Here is a 21,228-nt window from a genome sequence, read left to right as displayed (position 1 = left end):
ATTATGCCAAGACAATACCCGATCGAGAAGGTCCGAAACATGGGAATAATCGCCCATATCGATGCCGGAAAAACTACGACATCCGAACGAATTCTTTTTTATACCGGAGTAAGCCATAAGATAGGCGAAGTTCACGACGGAGAAGCGACCATGGACTGGATGGAGCAGGAAAGAGAGAGGGGAATAACCATAACTTCGGCCGCAACGACATGCGTCTGGAAGGGCCATCAGCTGAATCTGATCGACACTCCGGGACATGTGGATTTTACAGTGGAAGTCGAAAGAAGCTTGAGGGTCCTTGATGGCGGAGTTGTCGTTTTTGACGGAGTTGCCGGAGTCGAGCCCCAGAGTGAAACGGTTTGGAGACAGGCGGACAAATATGAAGTTCCGAGGCTTTGCTTTATAAACAAATTGGACAGGATGGGTGCGGATTTCTATAAGAGCTTTGATTCGATTCTTGAAAAGCTCAACAAGAATGCAGTTGCGATCCAGATCCCGATTGGCAGTGAGGAAAATTTTGAAGGCGTGATAAATCTTATAAACCGAAAAGCATATTATTTCGAAGGCGACATGGGTGAAAAAGTCATCGAAAAAGAAGTTCCCGAGGCATACAAAGAAAAGATGGAAGAATGGCGGGCGCAGATGGTTGAGAAGGTTTCAGAGCATAACGACGCTCTCATGGAAAAATATCTGAACAGCCAGGAGATCACGGAAGAAGAGATCAAAAACGGGATCAGGGCGGCAACGGTCACCAACAAGATGTTCCCGGTTTTTACCGGAACGGCGCTCAAAAATAAAGGCGTTCAGCTTGTTCTTGATGGAGTCGTTGATTATCTCCCGTCCCCGGTTGATATTCCGCCGGTCAAGGGAACCGATCCGGACACCGGAGCTGAGATCGAAAGAAGCGCTTCTGATGATGAGCCTCTTTCAATTCTGGCTTTCAAGGTTGCAACGGATCCTTTCGTGGGCCAGCTGACATATTTCAGGGTATATTCCGGAGTATTGAAGGCCGGTACATATGTTCTGAATTCAAGCAATGGAACCAAGGAGAGGATCGGACGAATCCTCAGGATGCACGCGAATCACAGAGAAGAGATTGATGAGGTATTCGCCGGCGGAATTGCGGCGACGGTCGGACTCAAAGACACGACCACCGGAAACACGCTTTGCGATGAGAAAAAGCCGATACTCCTTGAAAATATCGTTTTCCCTCAGCCGGTCATCTCGATCGCGATCGAACCGAAGACCAAGGGAGATCAGGAAAGAATGGGATTCGGGCTGAAGAAGCTTGCGGACGAAGATCCGACATTCAGAGTGAAGACCGACGAAGAGACGGGACAGACCATCATTTCCGGAATGGGAGAATTGCATCTCGAGATCATAGTTGACAGGCTTCTCAGGGAAATGAAAGTTGAAGCGAATATCGGAAAACCGAGAGTTGCATACAGGGAGACAATCAAGGACAGTGCGGAAGCCGAGGGAAAATACATCAGGCAGTCCGGAGGCCGCGGCCAATATGGGCATGTCTGGATCAGGATCGAGCCTCTTGAAGGCGGAAAGGGCTATGAGTTCGTTGATGAGACCAAGGGCGGATCTGTTCCTCAGGAATATATCAAGCCTGTGAATAAAGGGATCGAAGAAGCGCTGCAAAGAGGCGTGATCGCAGGATATCCCGCTGTGGACGTCAAAGTTACGCTGACTGACGGATCATATCATGAAGTTGACTCTTCCGAGGCGGCATTCAAGATCGCAGGATCCCTCGCACTGCAGGAAGCATTCAAGAAAGCAAGACCCATCATTCTTGAACCGATCATGAAAGTGGAAGTCACCACTCCGGACCAATTCATGGGCGACGTCGTCGGAGACCTGAGCTCGAAGAGGGGCCAGATCGAGAACATGGGAGACAGAGCACAGGTGAAGGTCATCGATGCCTCCGTTCCGCTTGCAACGATGTTCGGATACTCGACCCAGCTGAGGTCTATGACTCAGGGAAGAGGGAACTACACAATGGAATTCGACCACTACCAGGAAGTTCCGAAGAATATCGCAGACGAGATCATCGGAGAAAAAGGAAAAAAATAGTTTAAGATAAAAAAGCGCGCCGGATCAAAACGGCGCGTTTTTGTATTTGACCGGTACATCCGTTGAATTCAGCAATAGCTTTCAGCAATAGCTTAAGACGATTTTTCCGGGATTGACAAGAAGCTCGGAATGGAGTATAATGTCGGCATGTGTAAATTGATAACGGAGGAATTTCTATAGGAATCAAAGAAGAATTTATGCAGGATGATATGAAGACGATGGGATTGATTTTCGGATCATTTTCCTTTCTTGCGGCATTTCTCCTGGTCTCAGCGGCGAAGATGATATGGACGATCAATTCCGCAAGCCGGGCAATACTGTTCATGATCGGAATATTTCTGGCGGCAAATATCATTTGCTACAAAGCGTCGCTTTTCGCGCTGAAGAAGAATCCGGACAAGTCCATGTATTCAAAAAAAGTGATGATCGTGGGAGGGTCTGTGATATTGCTCATGTCGCTATTTATCGGCCTGATAGTGGTGATGTCTGTCGCATGAATCAAAAAAAATCAAATCCGCAATAAGCGGAATTTTTTTAATTTGAGTGCTACGCCACAAATCGGATGGAGCTTTTTTATTATATCCCGATTTGATATAATGGAATAAACTAACATCAAATCTATGCCAAGTGAAAAACCGCTTGCGGTCGCCATCGCCGCAGTAATAAAAGATGGCAAGATTCTCCTGATCAAACGGATCAAGGGGGACTATGTCGGACTTTGGGGGCTTCCCGGTGGGAAGATCGAAAAAGACGAGCACTTCCAGGGTGCCGCAAGGCGCGAGATCATGGAAGAGTCGGGGATCGAAACCGAGTTTGAAAAATACCTCGGCCTTGTTTCCGAGCATCTTGTCGAAAACGGGATCATCCAGCATTTTTTATTGCATGTCTCGAGGCTTGATCCGAAAACAATGGAAATATCCAATGATATCGAAGGGGTCCTGGAATGGTTCGAATTGGATTCGATAGGGGATAAAAAAAACCAGATAATTCCCAGTGATTTTCTGATGATCGAGAAGATGGCGATCGGGGAGGAAGGCAACTATTTTGAATGCGTTATTGAAAAATCCGGCGATTCCCACACGCTGAAGAGATTTGAATGAAAATGAATTGCGTAAACGAAAAAAATAAAGTGTGAGTGTTTGAATTAATTCAAAATGCAAAAATCAAAATGGAAAATAACAATTCAAAGTTTAAAAATGAATTCAAAAAAAGGCTTTATGGATGGGTCTTGAGGCTGATAGGGTTTATTGACAAGCTTCCGAGAGATTCAACGTGCAGTGTTTTAGGAAGGCAACTGCTCAGAAGTGGAACAAGCATTCTTGCAAATTATATTGAAGCTAATTCCGCGAGCTCAAAAAAAGATTTTATCAATTTTTTCACCCATGCATTAAAGTCTGCCAATGAATCGAAAGTGTGGCTAATGCTATTGAAAGACACAAATAAAGGCGAAAAGAACGAGTTGCATTGGTTACTGAAGGAATTATTGGAAATAGCTAATATTTTGGCATCAAGCATATTGACATTGAAAGGCAAGAAATAATTTTATCATTTTAAACTGTCATTTTTATTTTTGATATTTAATTTTTAATTAAAGTTACGTGTATAAACATCGTTGAACTATTTGGGACAAAATATACAGATAAACTCAATAAGACAAATACATGCATCGCCATAAAACCTGGTATGACAGAAAACTATTCAAAAAGCATTTCAGGAGCTATCCGGATTGGGATGATTTCAATCCGCCTTCGGGCGAAAAACAGCCCGGAAGATACAGGGCAGATGCCATCCAATGCCAGAATCCCGAATGTCCGCGGGAGGGGATGTTCATAAGCGAACACGAAGCGTTCTATTTTGCCGCGAAAAAGAATAATCTTGTTACCAAGGCCGGAATGAAGGTCGTTGAATTCATAATCGGAGAAGAAGCGGAAGAAGTTCTCTATGTCTGCCCGTTTTGCGGAAAGACCGATGTGAGGGAGATATAAATATAATTTTCAATAATCAATTTCCAATTATCATTGAATTTTTGAGCCAAAGGCTCATCAGCCTACGGTTGACAATTATTCAATGTTCAATTTGTTATTTGATCATTGATCAGACCTGCCTACCGGTAAGCAGGAATTAGAATTTTTACGATCAAATTGAAACGCCCCAGCCCCTCTCAAGCTGAGGCCGGCTTTTGTTTTATTATTGTGTCATAACCTGCCCATCGGACAGACAGGCTCTCAAGAGGGGATTTGTGTTATTAAGCTTATTATAAATTTGTATCTCAACTTTCCACATTCCACTCTCCACTCTCCAATCAGAGTTTGACAAAAAAGAAAATAATGTTATTCTTCAAATGCCGAAATAAGGCAAAAACACATAGATCGGGAGGTCTATTATGACAAAAGAACATGAATTTAAACAAAGATTGGTAGATTTCGTGAAAAACGTCGGAACGGAATTTCCCAATGTGGGCAAGAAAATGAAAGATTCGATGCAGGAAATAGAGGCGGATATCATGCAGGATTTCTCGCCGGAACTTGTCCAGGGCGTCGGATCCTATGTAGGCAGGATGATGAGAGATGAAACTTCCTTGTACAAGAATACAAAAGATACAGAAGACATGATCCGCGTGATCGATGAGCACATTCTGATCGAGGATGGAAACGGCAATGCGCAGAGCCTTACGGAAGTGAGAAAACTCAGGAGATGCCTGGAGCTTGAATTGGAGAGTGAAAAGCTTGTAAAGAAAAATATAAGCGTCACAGAGGAGCTTGACAATCTGATCGGCGATGGTTCATTGCTGGAAGCGGATCTGATGGTCGGGATCTTTTCCGGTTATGTCGAAATGGCAAAAGGAAAGAAGCCCGAGGAGGTTTTGGATCTGGCGAAAAATCTCGATCGTGCGGAGAAGATAATGAAGTTATTCAGCCTCAAAGAGCAGGCGGATGAGATCAATCGCGCGAAACAGGCGATCATGGACGAGATCGGGTCTTCGCGCAACCTGCTCAATACCAAGAAGATGAAACTTGCAAGAGAGATAGTCTCCCTGAAAATAAGACGATTGCGGAGAAATCTTGCGAACTATGAGAACGTCAGGGAGAAAAAGGACACCCAGGATCTTCTCGGAAAGATCGAGATGCTGATTCGGATCGGAGAGAAAGAGATTGCATGGAATAAAATAAGCGTAGACTTTGCGAACTATTTCGCAGCCGAGATCACAAAATCCGAGGCCGGATGTTGCGTGCATGCAATTCCGGGAATGTTCAACGCTAGATAACCAAGACATAAAATATTTATGTCTTATTTTTTTATGATAAATTTCCAACCCCTCCTTGATCCCTGCCTGCCGGCAGGCAGGCTCCCCTTATCCAAGGGCGGGAAAAATAAATCATTCTTCCCCTGCCAAGAGAGCCTGTCCGCCCGCTGGCGGAGGGAGTAGGAGGGGGTGGGAGATAGGCGCGCGCGAGGGGAGGTTTAACGGCAGATAGAATTTCCGTCTTCCACTCTCCACATTCTACTTTCTACTTTCCACTTCCTTCTCTCCCCATTCTTGACATAAAAAGAAAAAGTGTTATTGTTCACATGCCGAAACAAGGCAAAGTATTTGAGACCGGGAGGTCTATATGATAAAAGAAGACGAATTGAAACAAGAACTTATAAATTTCGTGAAAAGCATAGCGAGAGAGTATCCGGGTATCGGAAAAAGAATGGAAGCGTCGATCCGGCGCATCGAAAAAGATGTCATGGGAAATTTCTCAAGATCCGTTGCTTTCAGCGTCAGAACTTACATTGCAGGTGTACTGCAGGCTGAGACGCAGAAGCAATTGATGACCGGGGAGGAGCTGAAGATCTTCGCCGCGATCACTCTCGAACTGATGAATGATCGGGAAGGATCCGCAGGCCGGATAGATCCTGAAAGGCTTGAAGGGTTCAGCAAGCACCTTGAAGTTGAGATCCGGAGCAGAAATCTTGTGGCTAGTGCCAGGGATATTGCAAAAGAGCTTGAGGAGCTGGTAGGCGAAGACAGGTCCATTTTGGATCAGGATAAGGCCAGAGGCATATATTCCAGCTTCATAGAGCTGGCGCAAGGGAAGAAGCCCGAAGAGATCGAGGATTTTGCCGCAAATCTCTCACGGGCCGGAATAATATTGAAGATGTTCGCTTTGCAGGACAGAGCCTTGAAATTGGAAGAAGAAAGGATGGCGATCGTGGGATCGATCAGGCCGGAAGAGGTCGTCTATGATCCGGGCAGGATCCTGCTCGCAAAGGAAATACTTTCCCTGAAGATCAGGAGCGTGGACAGAAGCGCCGCAAGCTATAAAGACGTGGAAGAAAAAAAGCAAGCCGCGATCATGCTCGGAAAACTGAAAACTTTTCTTCAATTGAAGAAGAAGGAGGTCGAGTGGAACATTCTCGCCGGAAAGCTCGAAGAATATTTCGATATTTCCCATGAACATGACACTGACCCTTTTAACCTGAACAGGAAAAGGATTATCGAGGAAACGTCCATAGTGCATTGAACAAGACATAAAATATTTATGTCTTATTTTTTTATGATAAATTTCCAACCCCTCCTTGATCCTTCCCTTATCCAAGGGCAGGAAAAATAAATCAATCTCCCCCTGCCAAGAGAGCCTGTCCGCCCGCTGGCGGAGGGGGTGGGAGACAGTGGTCGCGAAGTGTGGTTTGACGGCAAATAGAATTTTCACTAATCAATTTACAAAATGCGATAAATGATCCGGTAATATAATAAAATTTTGTATTCGTATTCTCCACTTTCTACGTTCTACTACCCTCTCATTCTTGACAAAAAAGAAAATAGTGATATTCTTTAGGTGCCGAAATAGGCAAAATATTTGAGACCGGGAGGTCTTTATGACAAAAGAAGAAGAATTGAAACAAAAAGTTATAGATTTCGTGAAAGGCATAGCACAAGAATTTCCGAACGCAGGGAAAAGAATGGAGAATTCCATTCAATTGATTGAAGATGATGTCAGAGAAAGCTTCTCGGGCCGCCTCCTTTTGCATCTCGGATCCTATTTGGGAAAGACGATGAGCGAGGAATCGCCTGAAAATCTGACTCAAAAAGAACTGGAAGTCCTGATAAAGGCTGCAGGCGAATATATCGTGATCAGCGAAGAAGCCGGCAACCGGGAAACTTCAACGAGAGCGCAAAATCTGAAAAAGATCCTTGGGCTTGAACTTCGCAGCGTGAGACTGGTAGACACTGCCAGCAGTTCTGCAAAGGAGGTCATGGGCATGATGATGGAGGCAATGGCCAGCGGTGCGGATTGCGATCTTGCTGATGATGAAAAAATGCGGAAATTAAGAGAAGTGGAAGCAAGGGCGATCGAGCTGAGCAAGGAAAAGGACCTAATTCTCACAGAGGTCGTGCCTGAAGAAGTCAGATATGACGCAAAAAGAACGGAACTTGCCAAAGAGATCATCTCATCCATGATCAGGCGCCTCAACAGAGCTCCCGCAAACCACCAGGACATGCTCGAGAAAAAATGCGCCGAGGATATCCTTGCAAAGATCAAATTGGTGCTGAAAATCGATAAGAAGGAGCAGGAATGGGAGGCTCTCAAGGGAGAGTGCGGTGAAGTGTTCGGGGGCAGCGGAGAAGATCTCAATGACGTGCTGGATATGCGCGCGGGAGGGCCGGTCATCGTCGGATTGGTCATGATGCCAAAAGAATAACCAAGACATAAAATATTTATGTCTTATTTTTTATTGACTTAAAGATAACGGATCACAGAACACAAATACCAGATCCGAAACCATTTGTATCTTTGCATATTGCGTTTTGTTTTTTTACTTTTAGTTTGTGTTTTTGGGCTTATTGCAAATTTCATTGAACTTCGAAATTATATTTGTCATCCCGAACTCGTTTCGGGATATTCAGAGTTTTACGCATAAATATAGACTTAGATGGCAGACGGTAGATTCTGAAACAAGTTCAGAATGACAATTTTATGGCATTTCGTAATTCAATGAAGTTTCTTCTCAGATTCCTATTCTCCGCTCTCAACTCTCTACTCTCTACTCTCTATATTTCACCCCCTCTTCCATTCTTGACAAAAAAGAAAAAAGTGTTATTGTTCACATGCCGAAACAGGGCAAAATATAGATCGGGAGGTCTATTAATGACAGAAAAATATGTAAAATCAGAAGATGAATTGAAAGCGGAATTGTTGGATTTCGCGAAGGGCATATACGCAGATTTTCCCCAATTGGGAATTACGGAAAAATCGATGAGCCGCATGGAAAGAGATATTATGGAATATTTCTGTGTGGAAACAATCATTAATGTGGGAGCATATCTTGGGATCAGGATGAAAAACGAGGCTGAAAAGTGCCTGACACCCGGATACCTTGAAGCCGTACTCGCGATTGCGAACGAACATATCGATTTTCCGGGACCAAATGGAGATCCGGAGGTTCTGGCGAAGGCGAAGGATCTGAAGAGGATCCTCGAGCTTGAGTTGAGGAGGGGACGGCTTGCAAGGAGTGCCGAAGAAACCGAGAAAAAGTTTAATGATCTTGTAGAAATCGGCTTAGCCCTGACTGATGTCGATGCAATGAGAGGAATATATTCAGGATTCATTGAAATGGCAACAGGAAAGAAGCCCGAGGAGATCCCGGGATTTGCGGGAAATCTGGAGCTGGCCGAGAAAGTGATGAGGTTGTTCGATCTCAAAGATATCTCGGAGAAGTTGAACGCTGAAAGAACCGCCATCATGAAAGAAGCAGGCCCGAAAGACAATATGAAAGATCTGGACGCGACGATACTTGCGAGGGATGTCCTTGCCTTTGAGCTCAATCGGCTGCCGAAAAATCCGGATAACTTCGAAGCGATATCAAAGAAAAATAACATTAGGACGCATCTTTCAACCATGAGAAAAGTGGTCAAGATCAGACAGGCGGATCTGAAATGGGCGAATCTCGGAAGCGAGCTGGGTGAATTTTTTGAAGGAGAGATCGCCGGACAGCGGTTTCCCGGCCTGGTCCTGAGAAACCCCAAAATCGCAGAAATATTAGCTGAGCAATAAGCAAGACATAAAATATTTATGTCTTATTTTTATACTTTACGAAAATGCAAATTAATTGTGAAAAGGACAGGTTGACAACCTGTCCCTACAAAAACAAAGCACAGAAAGAATTTACAATTTGTAATTCAGATATTTTTTCATTGATTAGACCTGCCTACGGGAGGCAGGAATTAAAAATTAGAACTTAGAAATTTGTCAAAACGTACCATAACTGCAATCGTTCTCGAAAAGTATAGATCTATAATAAAAGAACACTTCTGTCGAAGTGTTCTGCACTTATCCACATGGCACGTTTGACACATGTTCCGATAGTAAAGTAAACTACAGATATCAAACGACTAAGGTTGTTTTTTAAAAGACCAAATTTCGGGCGATCAAGGAAGTGAATCGGTTCACAAAGAGCGAATTTCAGCTTGATCGCAAAGGGAATCCATATAGCACGCTATGGTTTTGAGCTTCCGCTAGGCGGGAATATTCTAAGAAATTATTTTCAACAAGAATATGCGAAACTGTATCTGCAAAAACTTGGGATCGAACATATATTGTTGGAGGGTAAATCTTTGCAAACAATAAAGAGACGGCACTTTTGTGCGGTTTTTTTATTTATATAACAAACTATCAAAGGTCGAAGTTGCTTGCCAAGGGAGGGGCAAACTTCATTTGAAAGATTGCGATATCCGGAAACTAAAATCCCGGAGGTTGCTCCTTGCAAATGAAGTAGCTCTGTTTTTTGTCATCCCTGTCGGATCCCGCTTTGCGGGAAAGATCGTTCGGGAATTCCAAAAGTCCCCTCTGGAGAGGGGGTTTGGGGGTGTGTTGCGGATCGTGCGAGATAATTTTACACACCCCTAACCCCTCTCGAGAGGGGAATGATAAGGAGTTGTTGGAAGGTCTGATCCGGCAAGGAAGGCACAAAAATGGAAACGGCGGGTAACTCAAAAAATCTCCGGAAAATTATTTTATGACTTTTTTGCCAGGGAACATTGATTTCTAACCCCCACTTAATCTCCCCCTTATCCAAGAGGGAGAAAGGTTCAAATTTCCCCTCCTTCTGCAAGGAGGGGCGAGGGGTGGTTGAAGTTTCCAAAGCATCAAATTCCATAAGGTTATTTCCCGGTTCAACTAAATTAATTCAATCCGAACTACGAAAAGCCAAAAACTTTTGTCATTTAAAGATTACGAGGCTATATATCTGCCATTACGATCCCGAGAGCTCGGGAGAAGCAATCTCATGTGATATTAAACTCGGGATTGCCGCACTCCGACTTCGCTCAGTGCAAACTATCCTCGCAATGACATCTGAAAAAGGTATTTCGCAGTTCGACAGTTAACAACAAAAAACTATGAATAAAATCGTAAAAAGTCTTGCAGTTGTCGCCTTTGTCGGCGCAATTGCGATCGGAGCGACAAGCTCATACTTTTCCGATACCGAAACATCGACAGGAAACACTTTCACTGCCGGTGCGATTGATCTGAAGATCGACAGTCATGCAACATATAATGGTCAGGACGTTGCCAATGGCACTTGGGCACTAAAGGACTTAGTAGGCGATACTAAGGATGCACAGGGCCTAACTGTACTAGGCGATAGATTCTTTAATTTCGCTGATGTAAAACCTGGAGACTCTGGAGAAAACACGATCAGCTTGCATGTTGACAACAATGATGCTTGGGGTTGCGTCAATATTATTCCAACCAAGAACGACGATGTAAGCTCAAATGAACCTGAATTGGAAGCAGGAGACGCAGTCAACACTGACAGCATTTTCGACGGAGAGCTTGCTCAGAATATGATCTTTACAATCTGGGCTGATGTTGGTGCGACAGGTGGAGCAGTTCCTGGTGATAATAAATACCAAAAGGAAAATGGCGACATTTTGCTTGGAACAAGCGCAGGTCCCTTAGCGCCTATTACTTATGCTTTGGCCACTCCGGCAGGAAATGTCTTTAACGGTTCGGCCAACAGCCCATTAGTTGGTACTCAAACCTATTATATTGGTGCCGGCTGGAGTATTCCTAACACGGTTGGAAACATTATCCAGACCGACACATATCAGGCTGACGTTTCCTTCTATGTTATACAGTCCAGAAACAATGCGAATTTTGTTTGTCCGAGCGTTGCGCCGGCAGCCAAAACACTTCGACTTGAAAACGAAACTATAGTAGAAGGTGGTCCATGGACAGTGATCAATGACAACACCTATGCTGATCTTACTTGGGTAGGTGATGGAAATACATTTGACTACACTTTAACTGCACAAGGTTTGCCTAATAATACCAATTATAGCTTGATCTATTATGCTGATGGATGGCCAGGAAATAATCCCGGTAAATTAATCGGCAATTATACGTCAAGTGGAACAGGTACAATCACGTCTGGTTCAGTTTCGATCGATTTGGGAATGGATTTACCCTCAATGCCTGATGGCAACTTTACAGTTGGTGCAAAGATCTGGTTGGTTCTTGCATCTGATTACAATGCCGGAACAAGTTCAATGATCGCTTGGAATCCAAGCCAGTATTTGTTTGAAGGCAATGTATATATCAATTACCAGGATTTGAATAACTAAATCGATTGATGACTTTTGCTCTCCCGCCCGTTTTGCGATGGGCGGGAGGAGGTAAACCCCCGTTAAATATATTCTACAACAGCGCTTTTCTGTCATTGCGAGCGATCCCGAGTATTCGGGAGAGCGCGGCAATCTGAATTCTAATGTACGAAACAAAAGATTGCTTCGTCGCTGCGCTTCTCGCAATGACAAAAAGAGGGCAATGACAAAATACAAAGAATCTTATTTAACGGAATAAACCCCAGTGAAATCCCGCACGATGGGAATTTCGCCCGAAGCGAAATTATTTCACGGGGAAAGTACAGATAATTCAAGGAGGATAAACGAAAAGATATGAATAGAATTATGCCCACTTCGGGCGGAAAGAAAATACTTATAAGTTTAGGTATTATCGGAATTGTCGGGGCGATGGCGATCGGTGCGACGATGTCTTTCTTTTCAGACACGGAAACGTCGGCGGGGAACATTTTTGTTGCGGGCGATCTGGATTTGAAAGTGGATCACACATTTGCATCCTATAACGGAGGCGAGTGCGTGAGTGATTGCGTTGAAACCGGAAGCGATCTTGTCACGAACGGCGGATTTGAAACTCCCGATGTACCGGCGGGCGGATGGGCGATCTATCCTGATGCCAGTCTGACAAGCTGGACCATCGAGTCCGGTTCAGGCCTGGAGATCCAGGATCATGCGGCGGGAAATCCTCATGCAGGAAACCAGCTTGCGGAACTTGACAGCTATGGCTCTTCGGCGATCTCTCAAGTGATCACAACCGTTGCCGGCGGAAAATATCGATTGACTTTCTGGCATTCACCCCGTCCCGGAATTGCGGCTCCCGATAATACTATCGGAGCGACCGTTAGGGTTGTGAGCGACAATTCAGTGCTTGTGAATGATACGATCGGCGCAGGAGCATCCGGCGGTTCAAACACCAGCTGGACATCGTATTCCTATGATTTCGTTGCGGTTGATTCCGCTACAAAAGTTATGTTCTCGGATATGGGAACAAGTAATTCCTATGGCGGATACCTTGACGATATCAGTGCGAGAGAGCTTAGCTGCAGCAACGCCTATCCAAATGGCGGAACTTGCACGCTTTGGGGAGAAAAAGATCTTGGAGAAGGCGATACTTTCTGGAAATTTGATGATGTGAAGCCGGGCGATCATGGAATAAATGTTATCAGTCTTCATGTTGATTCAAACGACGCTTTTGCGTGTTTGATCACAAACAATGTTGATGACCAGGAAAATGATCTTATTGCTCCCGAGACTGCGGCCGGCGATGTGCTGAATGCCGGTTTGCCAAGCGGGTACGGAGAGCTTTCACAGTTCATCAGGGCATTTGCATGGAATGACGCGAATAATAATGGAATTTACGAATTGGGCGAAATTCAGCTTTTGCCTCCGAATACGCCTGTGATTGACACCGAGCTTCTGCAACTTTCGCTTACGGGCGGGGGTCCGGCTCAATATATCGGACTGGCCTGGTGCGCAGGAACACAGTCGCTTTCAGGTAATAATATCCTATGCGACGGATCGACTATGGGCAACATTGCTCAGACTGATTCGTTTACCGCAGATGTCACGGCTTATGCCGAACAGCAGAGGAATAATCCGGATTTCAATTGCGCGAGCGTGGTTCTGCCGTAATACTTAAAGTTTTTTACCCCCCTTCTTTTTCCAAAAGGAGGGGAGGATAAAGATTCGAAGTCTATCGTTGTATGGCGAAGGAAAGAAAGGAAATTTCGAACTCAAATCCTTGTATAATTTTCCCCTCCTTATCCAATGGGAGGAAAACGAGATCATACTCCCTATAATAAAAATATTTAATAATTAACCATAAAAATATTCACCCCGTTAGATTTCTGTCATAAAAATGATTAACAGATGTAGGCGGGGCCATAAAGGAGAAAAATATGAATATAAAAATTGTGAGAAAACTATCTCACGGGGTAAACAAGAGAATTGCGATGAGCCTCGGCATCATCGGGATCGTTGCCGCAATGGCGATCGGCGCAACGTCATCTTTCTTCTCCGACACGGAAACATCGAGCGGAAATGTTTTTGCGGCCGGAGCGATCGATCTCAAGGTGGACAACGAAAGCTATTATAACGGCGAAGCCTTCCCGGGAACGACCTTCGGGCCGTCGGACCTTGAAGAGGGGATACTGATCATCAACTTCAGGGACCTGAAGCCGGACGATGAAGGAGAGGACACCATTTCGCTACACGTCAACGATAATGACGCGTGGCTCTGCATGGATATGTCGCTCACTTCCAATGACGACCTTTCATCCAACGAGCCGGAACTCAAAGCTCCGGACGCGCAGGATGTGCCGGGCGATGCCTGGGACGGAGAATTGGCAGGTCTTGTGCAGATGGCCTGGTGGATCGATGACGGAGATAATGTGCTGGAAGAGGGCGAGACGCTTCTTTCCAATGGCGCGCAGACGATCACGAACTTTTTCGGCGAGGACAAGACATTCACTGCAGACCTGGCAGATTCCACAACCAATGTGTGGACCGGAGTTCCAGGGCCCGCCAAGGGATCGGAAACCTATTATATAGGCAAGGGATGGTGCTTTGGGACCATGACGCTCGCTCCGGTTGTCCAGGACGGCCAGGGGAAGACGGGAAGCAATGGGCCGACTTCAGGCCGCGGAACCGGATTTTCGTGCGATGGCGCTCAGCTTGGGAATGAAAGCCAGACCGACGGCGCGACGATGGACATCGCTTTTCGCGCCGTGCAAGCGAGGCACAACCCGGATTACACTTGCGGAAATGAACAGCCTCGATTATCAACGATCACAGTCACCAAGGAGGTCGTGAACGATAACGGCGGACAAAATGTTGTCGGCGATTTTGCGCTTTTCATTGATAACGGCGGCGGGCCGATCCCGGTCACTTCAGGCGCTGCGGTCCAGGTTGCTCCGGGAAGCTATACTGTGAGCGAGACCGGACTTGCGGGCTATGCGTCTTCTTTCATGGGACCGGATTGTGATGCAACCGGACAGATCGTTCTTGGTGTCGGAGAGAATAAGGCATGCACCATAAAGAACGACGACATACTGGACACTCACGCAAAGCTGACAGTCACAAAAATAGTTTTCGGCGGAACAAAACAGATCAGCGATTTTCCTTTGTTTGTCGATTCGACATCCGTGGCGAGCGGAGTTGAAAATGTATTCAGTGCGGGCAGTTACACAGTCAGCGAGACATCGCAAGCGGATTATACCGGAGTTATCAGCGGAGATTGCGCAGCAAACGGGAGCATCACTCTTTCTGCCGGTGGCGTGAATTCCTGCACGATCACGAATACATTCATCAATCAATGCTTCGGCAAGGCGGACGTAATGCTGGTTCTTGACAGGTCGGGAAGCATCGACACAACCGAACTGGCGCAATTGAAGACCGCGGCCAAAGCTTTTGTGAGCACTCTGGCTCCATCCGCAGACGGCATTCACATCGGCATGGTGAGCTTTTCGGACACGGCAACGCTGAACGCGCATCTCACCGGAGATGCTTCCGCGATAAATTCAGCGATCGATTCGCTTGTTGCGGGAGGATTTACCAATCTTCAGCATGGGATCAAACTGGCAGGGATCGAGCTTCAGAATCCGGGAGATGGCCATGACAGGACGGATTCCGATTCGAAAGACGTGATTGTTATCATAACCGATGGAGAACCTAATCGCTGTTTCGATACCGCGCTTCCTTCATGCGATCTTGCGAACTCGCAAGCTGCGGCCGAGATCCAGGCAGACACGGCCAAAGCGGCAGGCAGTGAAATCTATGGCGTAGGAGTCGGGATCACCGCTTCTAATGCGACATTCCTGCAAAGTGACATTGTCAGTCCTCCGCCGTCGACTCATTATTACGACACAGCGAACTATGCGGGTTTGGAAACAATATTGGAAAATTTAGCGACCTGCGCGCAGTAATGTTTGAAGCCGGACGGGTGATCTTTTTACGGAATTTTACAAGTTCATCCGGTTAAATAAATTGCAATGCAATTTAAAATCCAAGAGGATCTTATTTAACAGGGTAAAAGTTTTTTAGCTCCCTTCCTTCTCCGGAAAGGAGGGAGCGATAAAGACTTTAAATAATTAACAAGCAATAAACATATGAACAAGAAAATAATCAAAAGTTTGTGCATTGTGGCAATTGCGGCGCTGGCGGCGGGCGGAACTTATTCCTATTTCCAGGACACGGAAACGAGCGTGGGAAACAAGTTCGTCGCCGGAAAATTGAATCTGAAGATCGACAACACATGCCACTATAACGGAAAGATCTGTTCCAAGGCTGGCGAGATTTATATGTGGGAAGGGACGGAGGAGCAATGTTTTTGCTCCTGGGAGGTGAAGGACTTGAACGGAGAGCTGTTCTTCAATCTGAACGATGTGAAGCCGGGTGACTTTGGCGAAGACACGATCAGTTTGCATGTCGACAACAATGACGCCTGGCTTTGTGCGGAAGTTGCAAATTTGAAAAATAATGATAATGACTGTGAAACTCCGGAACTGAAGGATGAGGTCCTGGCATATGGCGCAGGAAATGAAACATGCGGAAATCCGGGACTGGGGCAAGGCGAATTGCAGAGCAAAATATTATTTACTATCTGGAAAGATAATGGAGCGGGGGCAAATGCCTGCAATAATATCCTCGACGACGACGAGACTGCTTCCGTGATCGATCAGCCTGCCCAGGCGGGGATTTGGCCGATCGCGGATTCGGGCGATAATGGTGCGCCGATTGGCGGCGGTTCAACGGTTTGTTATGGCGTGAAATGGAATCTTCCGCTTGCAACGAATAATATAATTCAAACAGACAGTCTGGAAGGCGATCTGAAAATTTCAGCTATTCAGGCGAGGCATATGGAAAATTTTCTCTGTTCGAGCCTGAGCGGAAATGAAGCCATTTGCGGAGATGGAATCATGAATGGCGCAGAGCAATGCGATGATGGAAATACTGTGAATGGAGATGGATGCTCCGCTGCGTGCCAGATCGAGAACCCTGTATGCAATAACGGTTCGGCCCAAGCTTGTTATTCCGGTCCGTCAGGCACATTAGGCGTCGGTATTTGCCAAGCAGGAAGTCAGATCTGTTCAAATAATGTCTGGGGATCCTGCGTCGGCGAGGTGTTGCCAGCCCTGGAAGTCTGCGACGCGCTTGATAATAATTGCGACGGGCAAGTCGACGAGGGTTTGGGTATGACTATATGCGGTGTTGGCGCATGCCAGAACTCGGTGAATAACTGCACAGGCGGTGTGTTGAATTCCTGTACGCCTGGAACTCCAACTGTGGAGACGTGTGACAATTTAGATAATAATTGTAATGGAACGATCGATGAGGGAAATCCCAGCGGAGGCGCTTCTTGCTCAACAGGTCTGCTTGGGCTTTGTGCGGCAGGAACAACTCAATGTCAAATTGGCGGATTGATGTGCGTTCAGAATGTTCTCCCGGCTGCAGAGACATGCAACGGTCTCGATGATGATTGCAATGGCGCGATCGACGAAGCTATGGGTACGACAACCTGCGGAGTGGGGGCATGCCAGAACACGGTGAATAATTGCACGGGAGGCGTGATAAATATCTGCACGCCTAACTCGCCGTCTGCAGAAATATGCGACGGCATAGACAATAATTGCAATGGCGCAGTTGATGATAATTGCAATTAATATATTAATTGTATAAGTATAGTTGAATATGAAAATCTCAAAGCTGCTTAATGGAATATTCACGGTTTTTCTTGTTTTGATGGTCCTGTTTGTCGTCGGTTCAATGCTTCCGATCCCGGGTAATTACAGATTGCTTATCGTACAATCCGGATCGATGGAGCCTGCAATTCACACCGGAAGCGTGGTTGTGGTGAGGCCTGAGGCGGACTATAAAGCGGGGGATGTCATCACATTCGGGGATGCGGGCAAGGACAAGACCACGACGCACAGAGTTGTTGATCTTGAGGTGGCGGCGGGAAAGACATATTTCATCACCAAGGGCGATGCGAACAAGACTGAAGACACGGACAGAGTTTCCGAAGGCAAGGTCATCGGCAGGGTGCAGGCGAGCATTCCCTATGCGGGATATCTTCTTGCCGCGGCAAAAGAGCCGGCCGGATTCGTTCTTTTGGTGATCGTCCCGTGCGTGATTGTGATCTTTGAAGAGATTTTGAATATTCGGAAGGAATTGAAAGTTTCGGGGAAAAGTAAACACACCCCTAACCCCTCTCAAGAGGGGAATACATCTGAAGTTGCTTTCAGCAAAACCCCTAACCCCTCTCAAGAGGGGAATACATCTGAAGTTACTTTCAGCAAAACCCCTAACCCCCATGCCTCGTGGCCCGCTTCGCCGGAGGCTGACAGCGAGGCGAGCAAGGCAGGCTCTCAAGAGGTGAATAGAAATGAGAATGAAGGGGAGGACGAAGAATAGGACAAAATAATTTCTAATTTCCATTGAATATCCAATTTCTAAATTTCCCCGCCTTAGATAAGGAGGGGTGAGGGGTGGTTGGATAAGCAAATCTTATTTAACCGGGAACGATCGAGGAATAGAGGAAAACATAAATGGTAAACGATAGATCAAAACACGGATGAATATATAATATATCTCGCAGATGAAAAAGAAGACGGACAAAAAAATAATCAGCCGGAAGGCGAAGGCTGTAAAAACCCGAAAAAGATCTTCGAGGAGTTCTGTCGCGCCAAAAAAAATGGTTTCAAGAAGGATCAGGGTTGTCTACGAAGAATATTCCAAGGAAAGAAAAGATGCTAAAGTTCTCATATCTTTTGTCATACCCGTGAGAATATTGAAAACAGAATCCCGCGCCGCACTTTCTTCCTGCTATAGATCTTTCAGAAAGGAGATATCGGGCAAAAGATTTCTGAACAAGATCGTCGCTTCTTTCCTCATTGTGGCCATTAATTGGTTTTCGATCATATCCATAGTCGGAACGGATGCATATTTCAATGATGTCGAGACTTCGCAAAACAATCAGTTCAGCGCGGCTCAATTGGATTTTTCACTTAGTATCATGATGTCGGACGGGTTCAGGACCCAGACCCAGGGCGGATGGGGAAATGGAGGCAATGAAGATTGTGTTGATGCGGATTCCGAGGGCCAGAATGGCAAAGGACATGGCGGCGGGAATTGCATTAACGGAGCTGTAGGCGATAATCCCGGAGACTACAGAGATGAGCATTTCAATGAAGTATTTGTGAACGGGCTGACGGTCGGAGATGAAGCGTCCGGCTACTTTGCGCATTTTTCAACGAGCGAAGCTATAAGGGATTTCTTGCCTGCGGGGAAAACCCCCGGGGCATTCACGGAAGACCATGAGGATCCGCCCGAAACCGAAGCGGGAGTTTTGGCGGGGCAAGTTGTTTCTCTGGCGCTAAACATGGGGTTTGATGAATTCGATCCTGACTTTGGCATCAACGAAGGCAAACTTGAAGAACTTCATGCCAGCGACCTTGGAATCCCCTGTGAAAAAATGGCTGTCGGCGAAGGCATGACAGTCGGCGAAATCCTGGCTGAGGCGAATCTGGTCCTGTCGGGGCAGACGGACAGATTCACTCCCGAGGAAATGAATGACTGCGTCAGCGAAATCAACGAAAAATTCGATAACGGAGATAGCGTAAAGATAACTCCGGCCGTATCCGTTTGGAGAGACACCGTCATCATCAAGCATGAGGGATTGAATTTCCTGCACGGCATAAAAGCCGAAGAGGCGTCGGGCGATGCGGATCTTTGCGAAAAGCTTACGGTGGAGGCTTATCTGAATGGAGTTCTCATGTATTCCGGAAACCTTGTCAGCTTTGATTATAAGTCGTCCGTTTTTTCAGATTCGGCAAATGAATGGAGGTTCCTTATCGGACTGCCTGCGGATGCGCCGGATTCGCTTGCCGGAAAGACTTGCACCATGAAATATATAGTTTCCGGTTGGCAGGAAAATATCAGCATCCCGGGCGGAGGATTTTCGGATGTGGAAGAAGTTTCCGATACGGTCGGGAGCGGGGAGTGGGTCTCGAGCGGTGAAGAGAGCGGCGAGGAATGTTCCGATCATGAAGACGGCGGGTGCAGTTCGGGAGACGATGAAAAACCGGAGGAGAAAAAAGATCATGAAGAAAATAATGAAGGCGAGGAAGATCCTGAAGACAATGGTCCCGGATCTGTCGTAATGAATGAATTTTTGCCGAACCCAGACGGCGAAGAATATGGATCTGATTTCGGCAAGGACAAGGACCATATGCCAAAGGGCGAATGGATCGAATTGTATAACACCGGAAATTCCGACCTTGATCTTGCGGGATGGTATTTCCAGGATGCCGATCAGAATACGGTTGAGATCACCGGCAGCAATACGCTGGAGTCGACCATAATTCCGGCTCATGGCTGGCTTGTGGTCTATATGAATGGAGCTATTTTGGACAACAGGGGCGATGAGACAATAATATTTTACAACGATAAGAACGATGTGATCGATTCATACAGCTATTCGGGCGGCGGCGGTTGCGATCTCGAGCCGACTCCGGGAAGCATTAATGGCGAAAGCGCTTCAGACGATTGTTCTGTGGTGCCCGGAAATAAATCCTATGCGAGAATTCCGGATGGAACAGGCTCATGGTTTGATCCGATCCCTACTCCGGGAAAATCAAATGAAACGCCTGAAAATCTTGCTTCGACGGAATCGTATTCGAATGGGCTTGCGGAGGTTCAATCAAGTGATGTTGCTGGTGAAGAAAGCGCCATGATTCCGCAGGAGGGCAGCAGCGGCGAGGGTGCGGTTGCGGAAGCCGATCAGGGAATTGCGGGCGAAACAATCGGCGATCCAAACACCGGAAATGATATTTTGATAACAGAGAGTCCTGATTCTTCTTCGGATGCGGCCGGTGGCGTTGATGCTTCAAGCGAAGCCGTTCCGGGCACGATTGGTGATGAAGAAGCGGATGTAGGCGATGTTGTTGCGCTTGTTGATCCTGCTCCCTCAAATGATGTGAATGGAGAGAATGGAGATCCCGAGGATGGCGGGAAAACGATCCAGGCGGTGAATCCGAAAGATGTCGTTGCGGGAGGCGAGTCGCAGGGCGTGGTCGAAGGAGATGCGGGCATATAATTAATCGGATATCTTTATGATGATAGGAAAAATAATTATCCAGTTCTGTTTAATGGCGGTCATCCTTGCTGCCGGAAATATTTCTATTGCCGGACAGGTTTCGGCGGCAGGAGCCAATGAGATAAAAGTTGAGGTATGGAACGGATCAGATTGGGAACTTTTGTGCCAAAGCGCGGGATGCGCGGATTCGAACCCCTTGTTCCAAAACACGAACTTTTTGCCCGGAGATACCGCGGAGAGAAGGGTGAGAATAATGAATATGGACGTTTCGGGCGATGGCAGCGGAATTCAAAAAGAGATATCGATCCAGGCGATCAATGTCAATGATCCTTGTCTCGATATCATTTGCATTCCGTTTGTCGGAAGCAAGTTCGGAGATATTTTGAATTTCAAAATAACCGGAGACGGGGGAATTGCGTATAATAAA

17 protein-coding genes are annotated in these 21,228 nt (G+C 46.3%); 16 read left to right on the top strand and 1 reads right to left on the bottom strand.

What is annotated here, in order from left to right; translation table 11 throughout:
• Positions 1–3 precede the first annotated feature (3 nt).
• From fusA to WC788_05710, 9 genes are all read left to right on the top strand, one after another.
• Positions 4–2,082 (top strand): elongation factor G, encoded by a 2,079-nt coding sequence (gene fusA / locus WC788_05750; GenBank protein ID MFA6097104.1) that lies wholly within the window; start codon positions 4–6, stop codon positions 2,080–2,082.
• A gap of 197 nt (positions 2,083–2,279) precedes the next feature.
• A complete protein-coding gene (locus tag WC788_05745; GenBank protein ID MFA6097103.1) occupies positions 2,280–2,579 on the top strand; it encodes a hypothetical protein in 300 nt (99 codons plus the stop codon).
• 123 nt (positions 2,580–2,702) lie between these two features.
• On the top strand, positions 2,703–3,182 hold the full coding sequence (locus tag WC788_05740; GenBank protein ID MFA6097102.1) for an NUDIX hydrolase: 480 nt from the start codon (positions 2,703–2,705) through the stop codon (positions 3,180–3,182).
• A gap of 68 nt (positions 3,183–3,250) precedes the next feature.
• On the top strand, positions 3,251–3,622 hold the full coding sequence (locus tag WC788_05735) for a four helix bundle protein (protein ID MFA6097101.1): 372 nt from the start codon (positions 3,251–3,253) through the stop codon (positions 3,620–3,622).
• Positions 3,623–3,743: 121 nt separating this feature from the next.
• Positions 3,744–4,067, top strand: coding sequence for a hypothetical protein (locus WC788_05730; protein ID MFA6097100.1), 324 nt, complete (start codon positions 3,744–3,746; stop codon positions 4,065–4,067).
• A gap of 398 nt (positions 4,068–4,465) precedes the next feature.
• Positions 4,466–5,347: a hypothetical protein gene (locus WC788_05725; protein ID MFA6097099.1), complete on the top strand. Its 882-nt coding sequence runs from the start codon at positions 4,466–4,468 to the stop codon at positions 5,345–5,347.
• Positions 5,348–5,693: 346 nt separating this feature from the next.
• Complete coding sequence (locus WC788_05720; GenBank protein ID MFA6097098.1) at positions 5,694–6,590, top strand: hypothetical protein; 897 nt, start codon at positions 5,694–5,696, stop codon at positions 6,588–6,590.
• 355 nt (positions 6,591–6,945) lie between these two features.
• On the top strand, positions 6,946–7,770 hold the full coding sequence (locus WC788_05715; GenBank protein ID MFA6097097.1) for a hypothetical protein: 825 nt from the start codon (positions 6,946–6,948) through the stop codon (positions 7,768–7,770).
• Between the two features lie 446 nt (positions 7,771–8,216).
• The gene (locus tag WC788_05710; protein MFA6097096.1) at positions 8,217–9,122 is read left to right on the top strand and encodes a hypothetical protein; all 906 of its coding nucleotides are present in this window, start codon (positions 8,217–8,219) and stop codon (positions 9,120–9,122) included.
• Between the two features lie 838 nt (positions 9,123–9,960).
• Here WC788_05710 and WC788_05705 read toward each other — a convergent pair.
• On the bottom strand, positions 9,961–10,224 hold the full coding sequence (locus tag WC788_05705; protein ID MFA6097095.1) for a hypothetical protein: 264 nt from the start codon (positions 10,222–10,224) through the stop codon (positions 9,961–9,963).
• 241 nt (positions 10,225–10,465) lie between these two features.
• Here WC788_05705 and WC788_05700 point away from each other — a divergent pair, with 241 nt between their 5' ends.
• The 7 genes from WC788_05700 to WC788_05670 all read left to right on the top strand — a co-directional run.
• On the top strand, positions 10,466–11,692 hold the full coding sequence (locus tag WC788_05700; GenBank protein MFA6097094.1) for a TasA family protein: 1,227 nt from the start codon (positions 10,466–10,468) through the stop codon (positions 11,690–11,692).
• A gap of 333 nt (positions 11,693–12,025) precedes the next feature.
• On the top strand, positions 12,026–13,339 hold the full coding sequence (locus WC788_05695) for a DUF642 domain-containing protein (GenBank protein ID MFA6097093.1): 1,314 nt from the start codon (positions 12,026–12,028) through the stop codon (positions 13,337–13,339).
• Between the two features lie 266 nt (positions 13,340–13,605).
• Positions 13,606–15,630, top strand: a complete 2,025-nt coding sequence (locus WC788_05690) for a VWA domain-containing protein (GenBank protein MFA6097092.1) — start codon at positions 13,606–13,608, stop codon at positions 15,628–15,630.
• A 183-nt stretch (positions 15,631–15,813) separates the two neighbouring features.
• A complete protein-coding gene (locus WC788_05685; GenBank protein ID MFA6097091.1) occupies positions 15,814–17,367 on the top strand; it encodes a TasA family protein in 1,554 nt (517 codons plus the stop codon).
• A gap of 28 nt (positions 17,368–17,395) precedes the next feature.
• Positions 17,396–18,118, top strand: coding sequence for a signal peptidase I (locus tag WC788_05680; GenBank protein ID MFA6097090.1), 723 nt, complete (start codon positions 17,396–17,398; stop codon positions 18,116–18,118).
• Between the two features lie 184 nt (positions 18,119–18,302).
• A complete protein-coding gene (locus WC788_05675; GenBank protein ID MFA6097089.1) occupies positions 18,303–20,801 on the top strand; it encodes a lamin tail domain-containing protein in 2,499 nt (832 codons plus the stop codon).
• 16 nt (positions 20,802–20,817) lie between these two features.
• The coding region (locus WC788_05670; protein MFA6097088.1) for a hypothetical protein at positions 20,818–21,228 on the top strand (411 nt) is incomplete at its 3' end.

It is taken from the genome of Candidatus Paceibacterota bacterium (assembly GCA_041661265.1).
Classification (GTDB): Bacteria; Patescibacteriota; Minisyncoccia; order JAHIHE01; family JAGLIN01; genus JBAZUT01.
Note: the sequence above shows the minus strand (reverse complement) of the source record. Positions and strands in the feature narration are given on the sequence as shown.

Excerpts from the sequence above, each read along its gene's own strand:
- fusA (MFA6097104.1), top strand. The coding sequence starts at position 4 with ATGCCAAGACAATACCCGATCGAGAAGGTCCGAAACATGGGAATAATC.
- WC788_05745 (MFA6097103.1), top strand. The coding sequence starts at position 2,280 with ATGCAGGATGATATGAAGACGATGGGATTGATTTTCGGATCATTTTCC.
- WC788_05740 (MFA6097102.1), top strand. The coding sequence starts at position 2,703 with ATGCCAAGTGAAAAACCGCTTGCGGTCGCCATCGCCGCAGTAATAAAA.
- WC788_05735 (MFA6097101.1), top strand. The coding sequence starts at position 3,251 with ATGGAAAATAACAATTCAAAGTTTAAAAATGAATTCAAAAAAAGGCTT.
- WC788_05730 (MFA6097100.1), top strand. The coding sequence starts at position 3,744 with ATGCATCGCCATAAAACCTGGTATGACAGAAAACTATTCAAAAAGCAT.
- WC788_05725 (MFA6097099.1), top strand. The coding sequence starts at position 4,466 with ATGACAAAAGAACATGAATTTAAACAAAGATTGGTAGATTTCGTGAAA.
- WC788_05720 (MFA6097098.1), top strand. The coding sequence starts at position 5,694 with ATGATAAAAGAAGACGAATTGAAACAAGAACTTATAAATTTCGTGAAA.
- WC788_05715 (MFA6097097.1), top strand. The coding sequence starts at position 6,946 with ATGACAAAAGAAGAAGAATTGAAACAAAAAGTTATAGATTTCGTGAAA.
- WC788_05710 (MFA6097096.1), top strand. The coding sequence starts at position 8,217 with ATGACAGAAAAATATGTAAAATCAGAAGATGAATTGAAAGCGGAATTG.
- WC788_05705 (MFA6097095.1), bottom strand. The coding sequence starts at position 10,224 with ATGGAATTTGATGCTTTGGAAACTTCAACCACCCCTCGCCCCTCCTTG.
- WC788_05700 (MFA6097094.1), top strand. The coding sequence starts at position 10,466 with ATGAATAAAATCGTAAAAAGTCTTGCAGTTGTCGCCTTTGTCGGCGCA.
- WC788_05695 (MFA6097093.1), top strand. The coding sequence starts at position 12,026 with ATGAATAGAATTATGCCCACTTCGGGCGGAAAGAAAATACTTATAAGT.
- WC788_05690 (MFA6097092.1), top strand. The coding sequence starts at position 13,606 with ATGAATATAAAAATTGTGAGAAAACTATCTCACGGGGTAAACAAGAGA.
- WC788_05685 (MFA6097091.1), top strand. The coding sequence starts at position 15,814 with ATGAACAAGAAAATAATCAAAAGTTTGTGCATTGTGGCAATTGCGGCG.
- WC788_05680 (MFA6097090.1), top strand. The coding sequence starts at position 17,396 with ATGAAAATCTCAAAGCTGCTTAATGGAATATTCACGGTTTTTCTTGTT.
- WC788_05675 (MFA6097089.1), top strand. The coding sequence starts at position 18,303 with ATGAAAAAGAAGACGGACAAAAAAATAATCAGCCGGAAGGCGAAGGCT.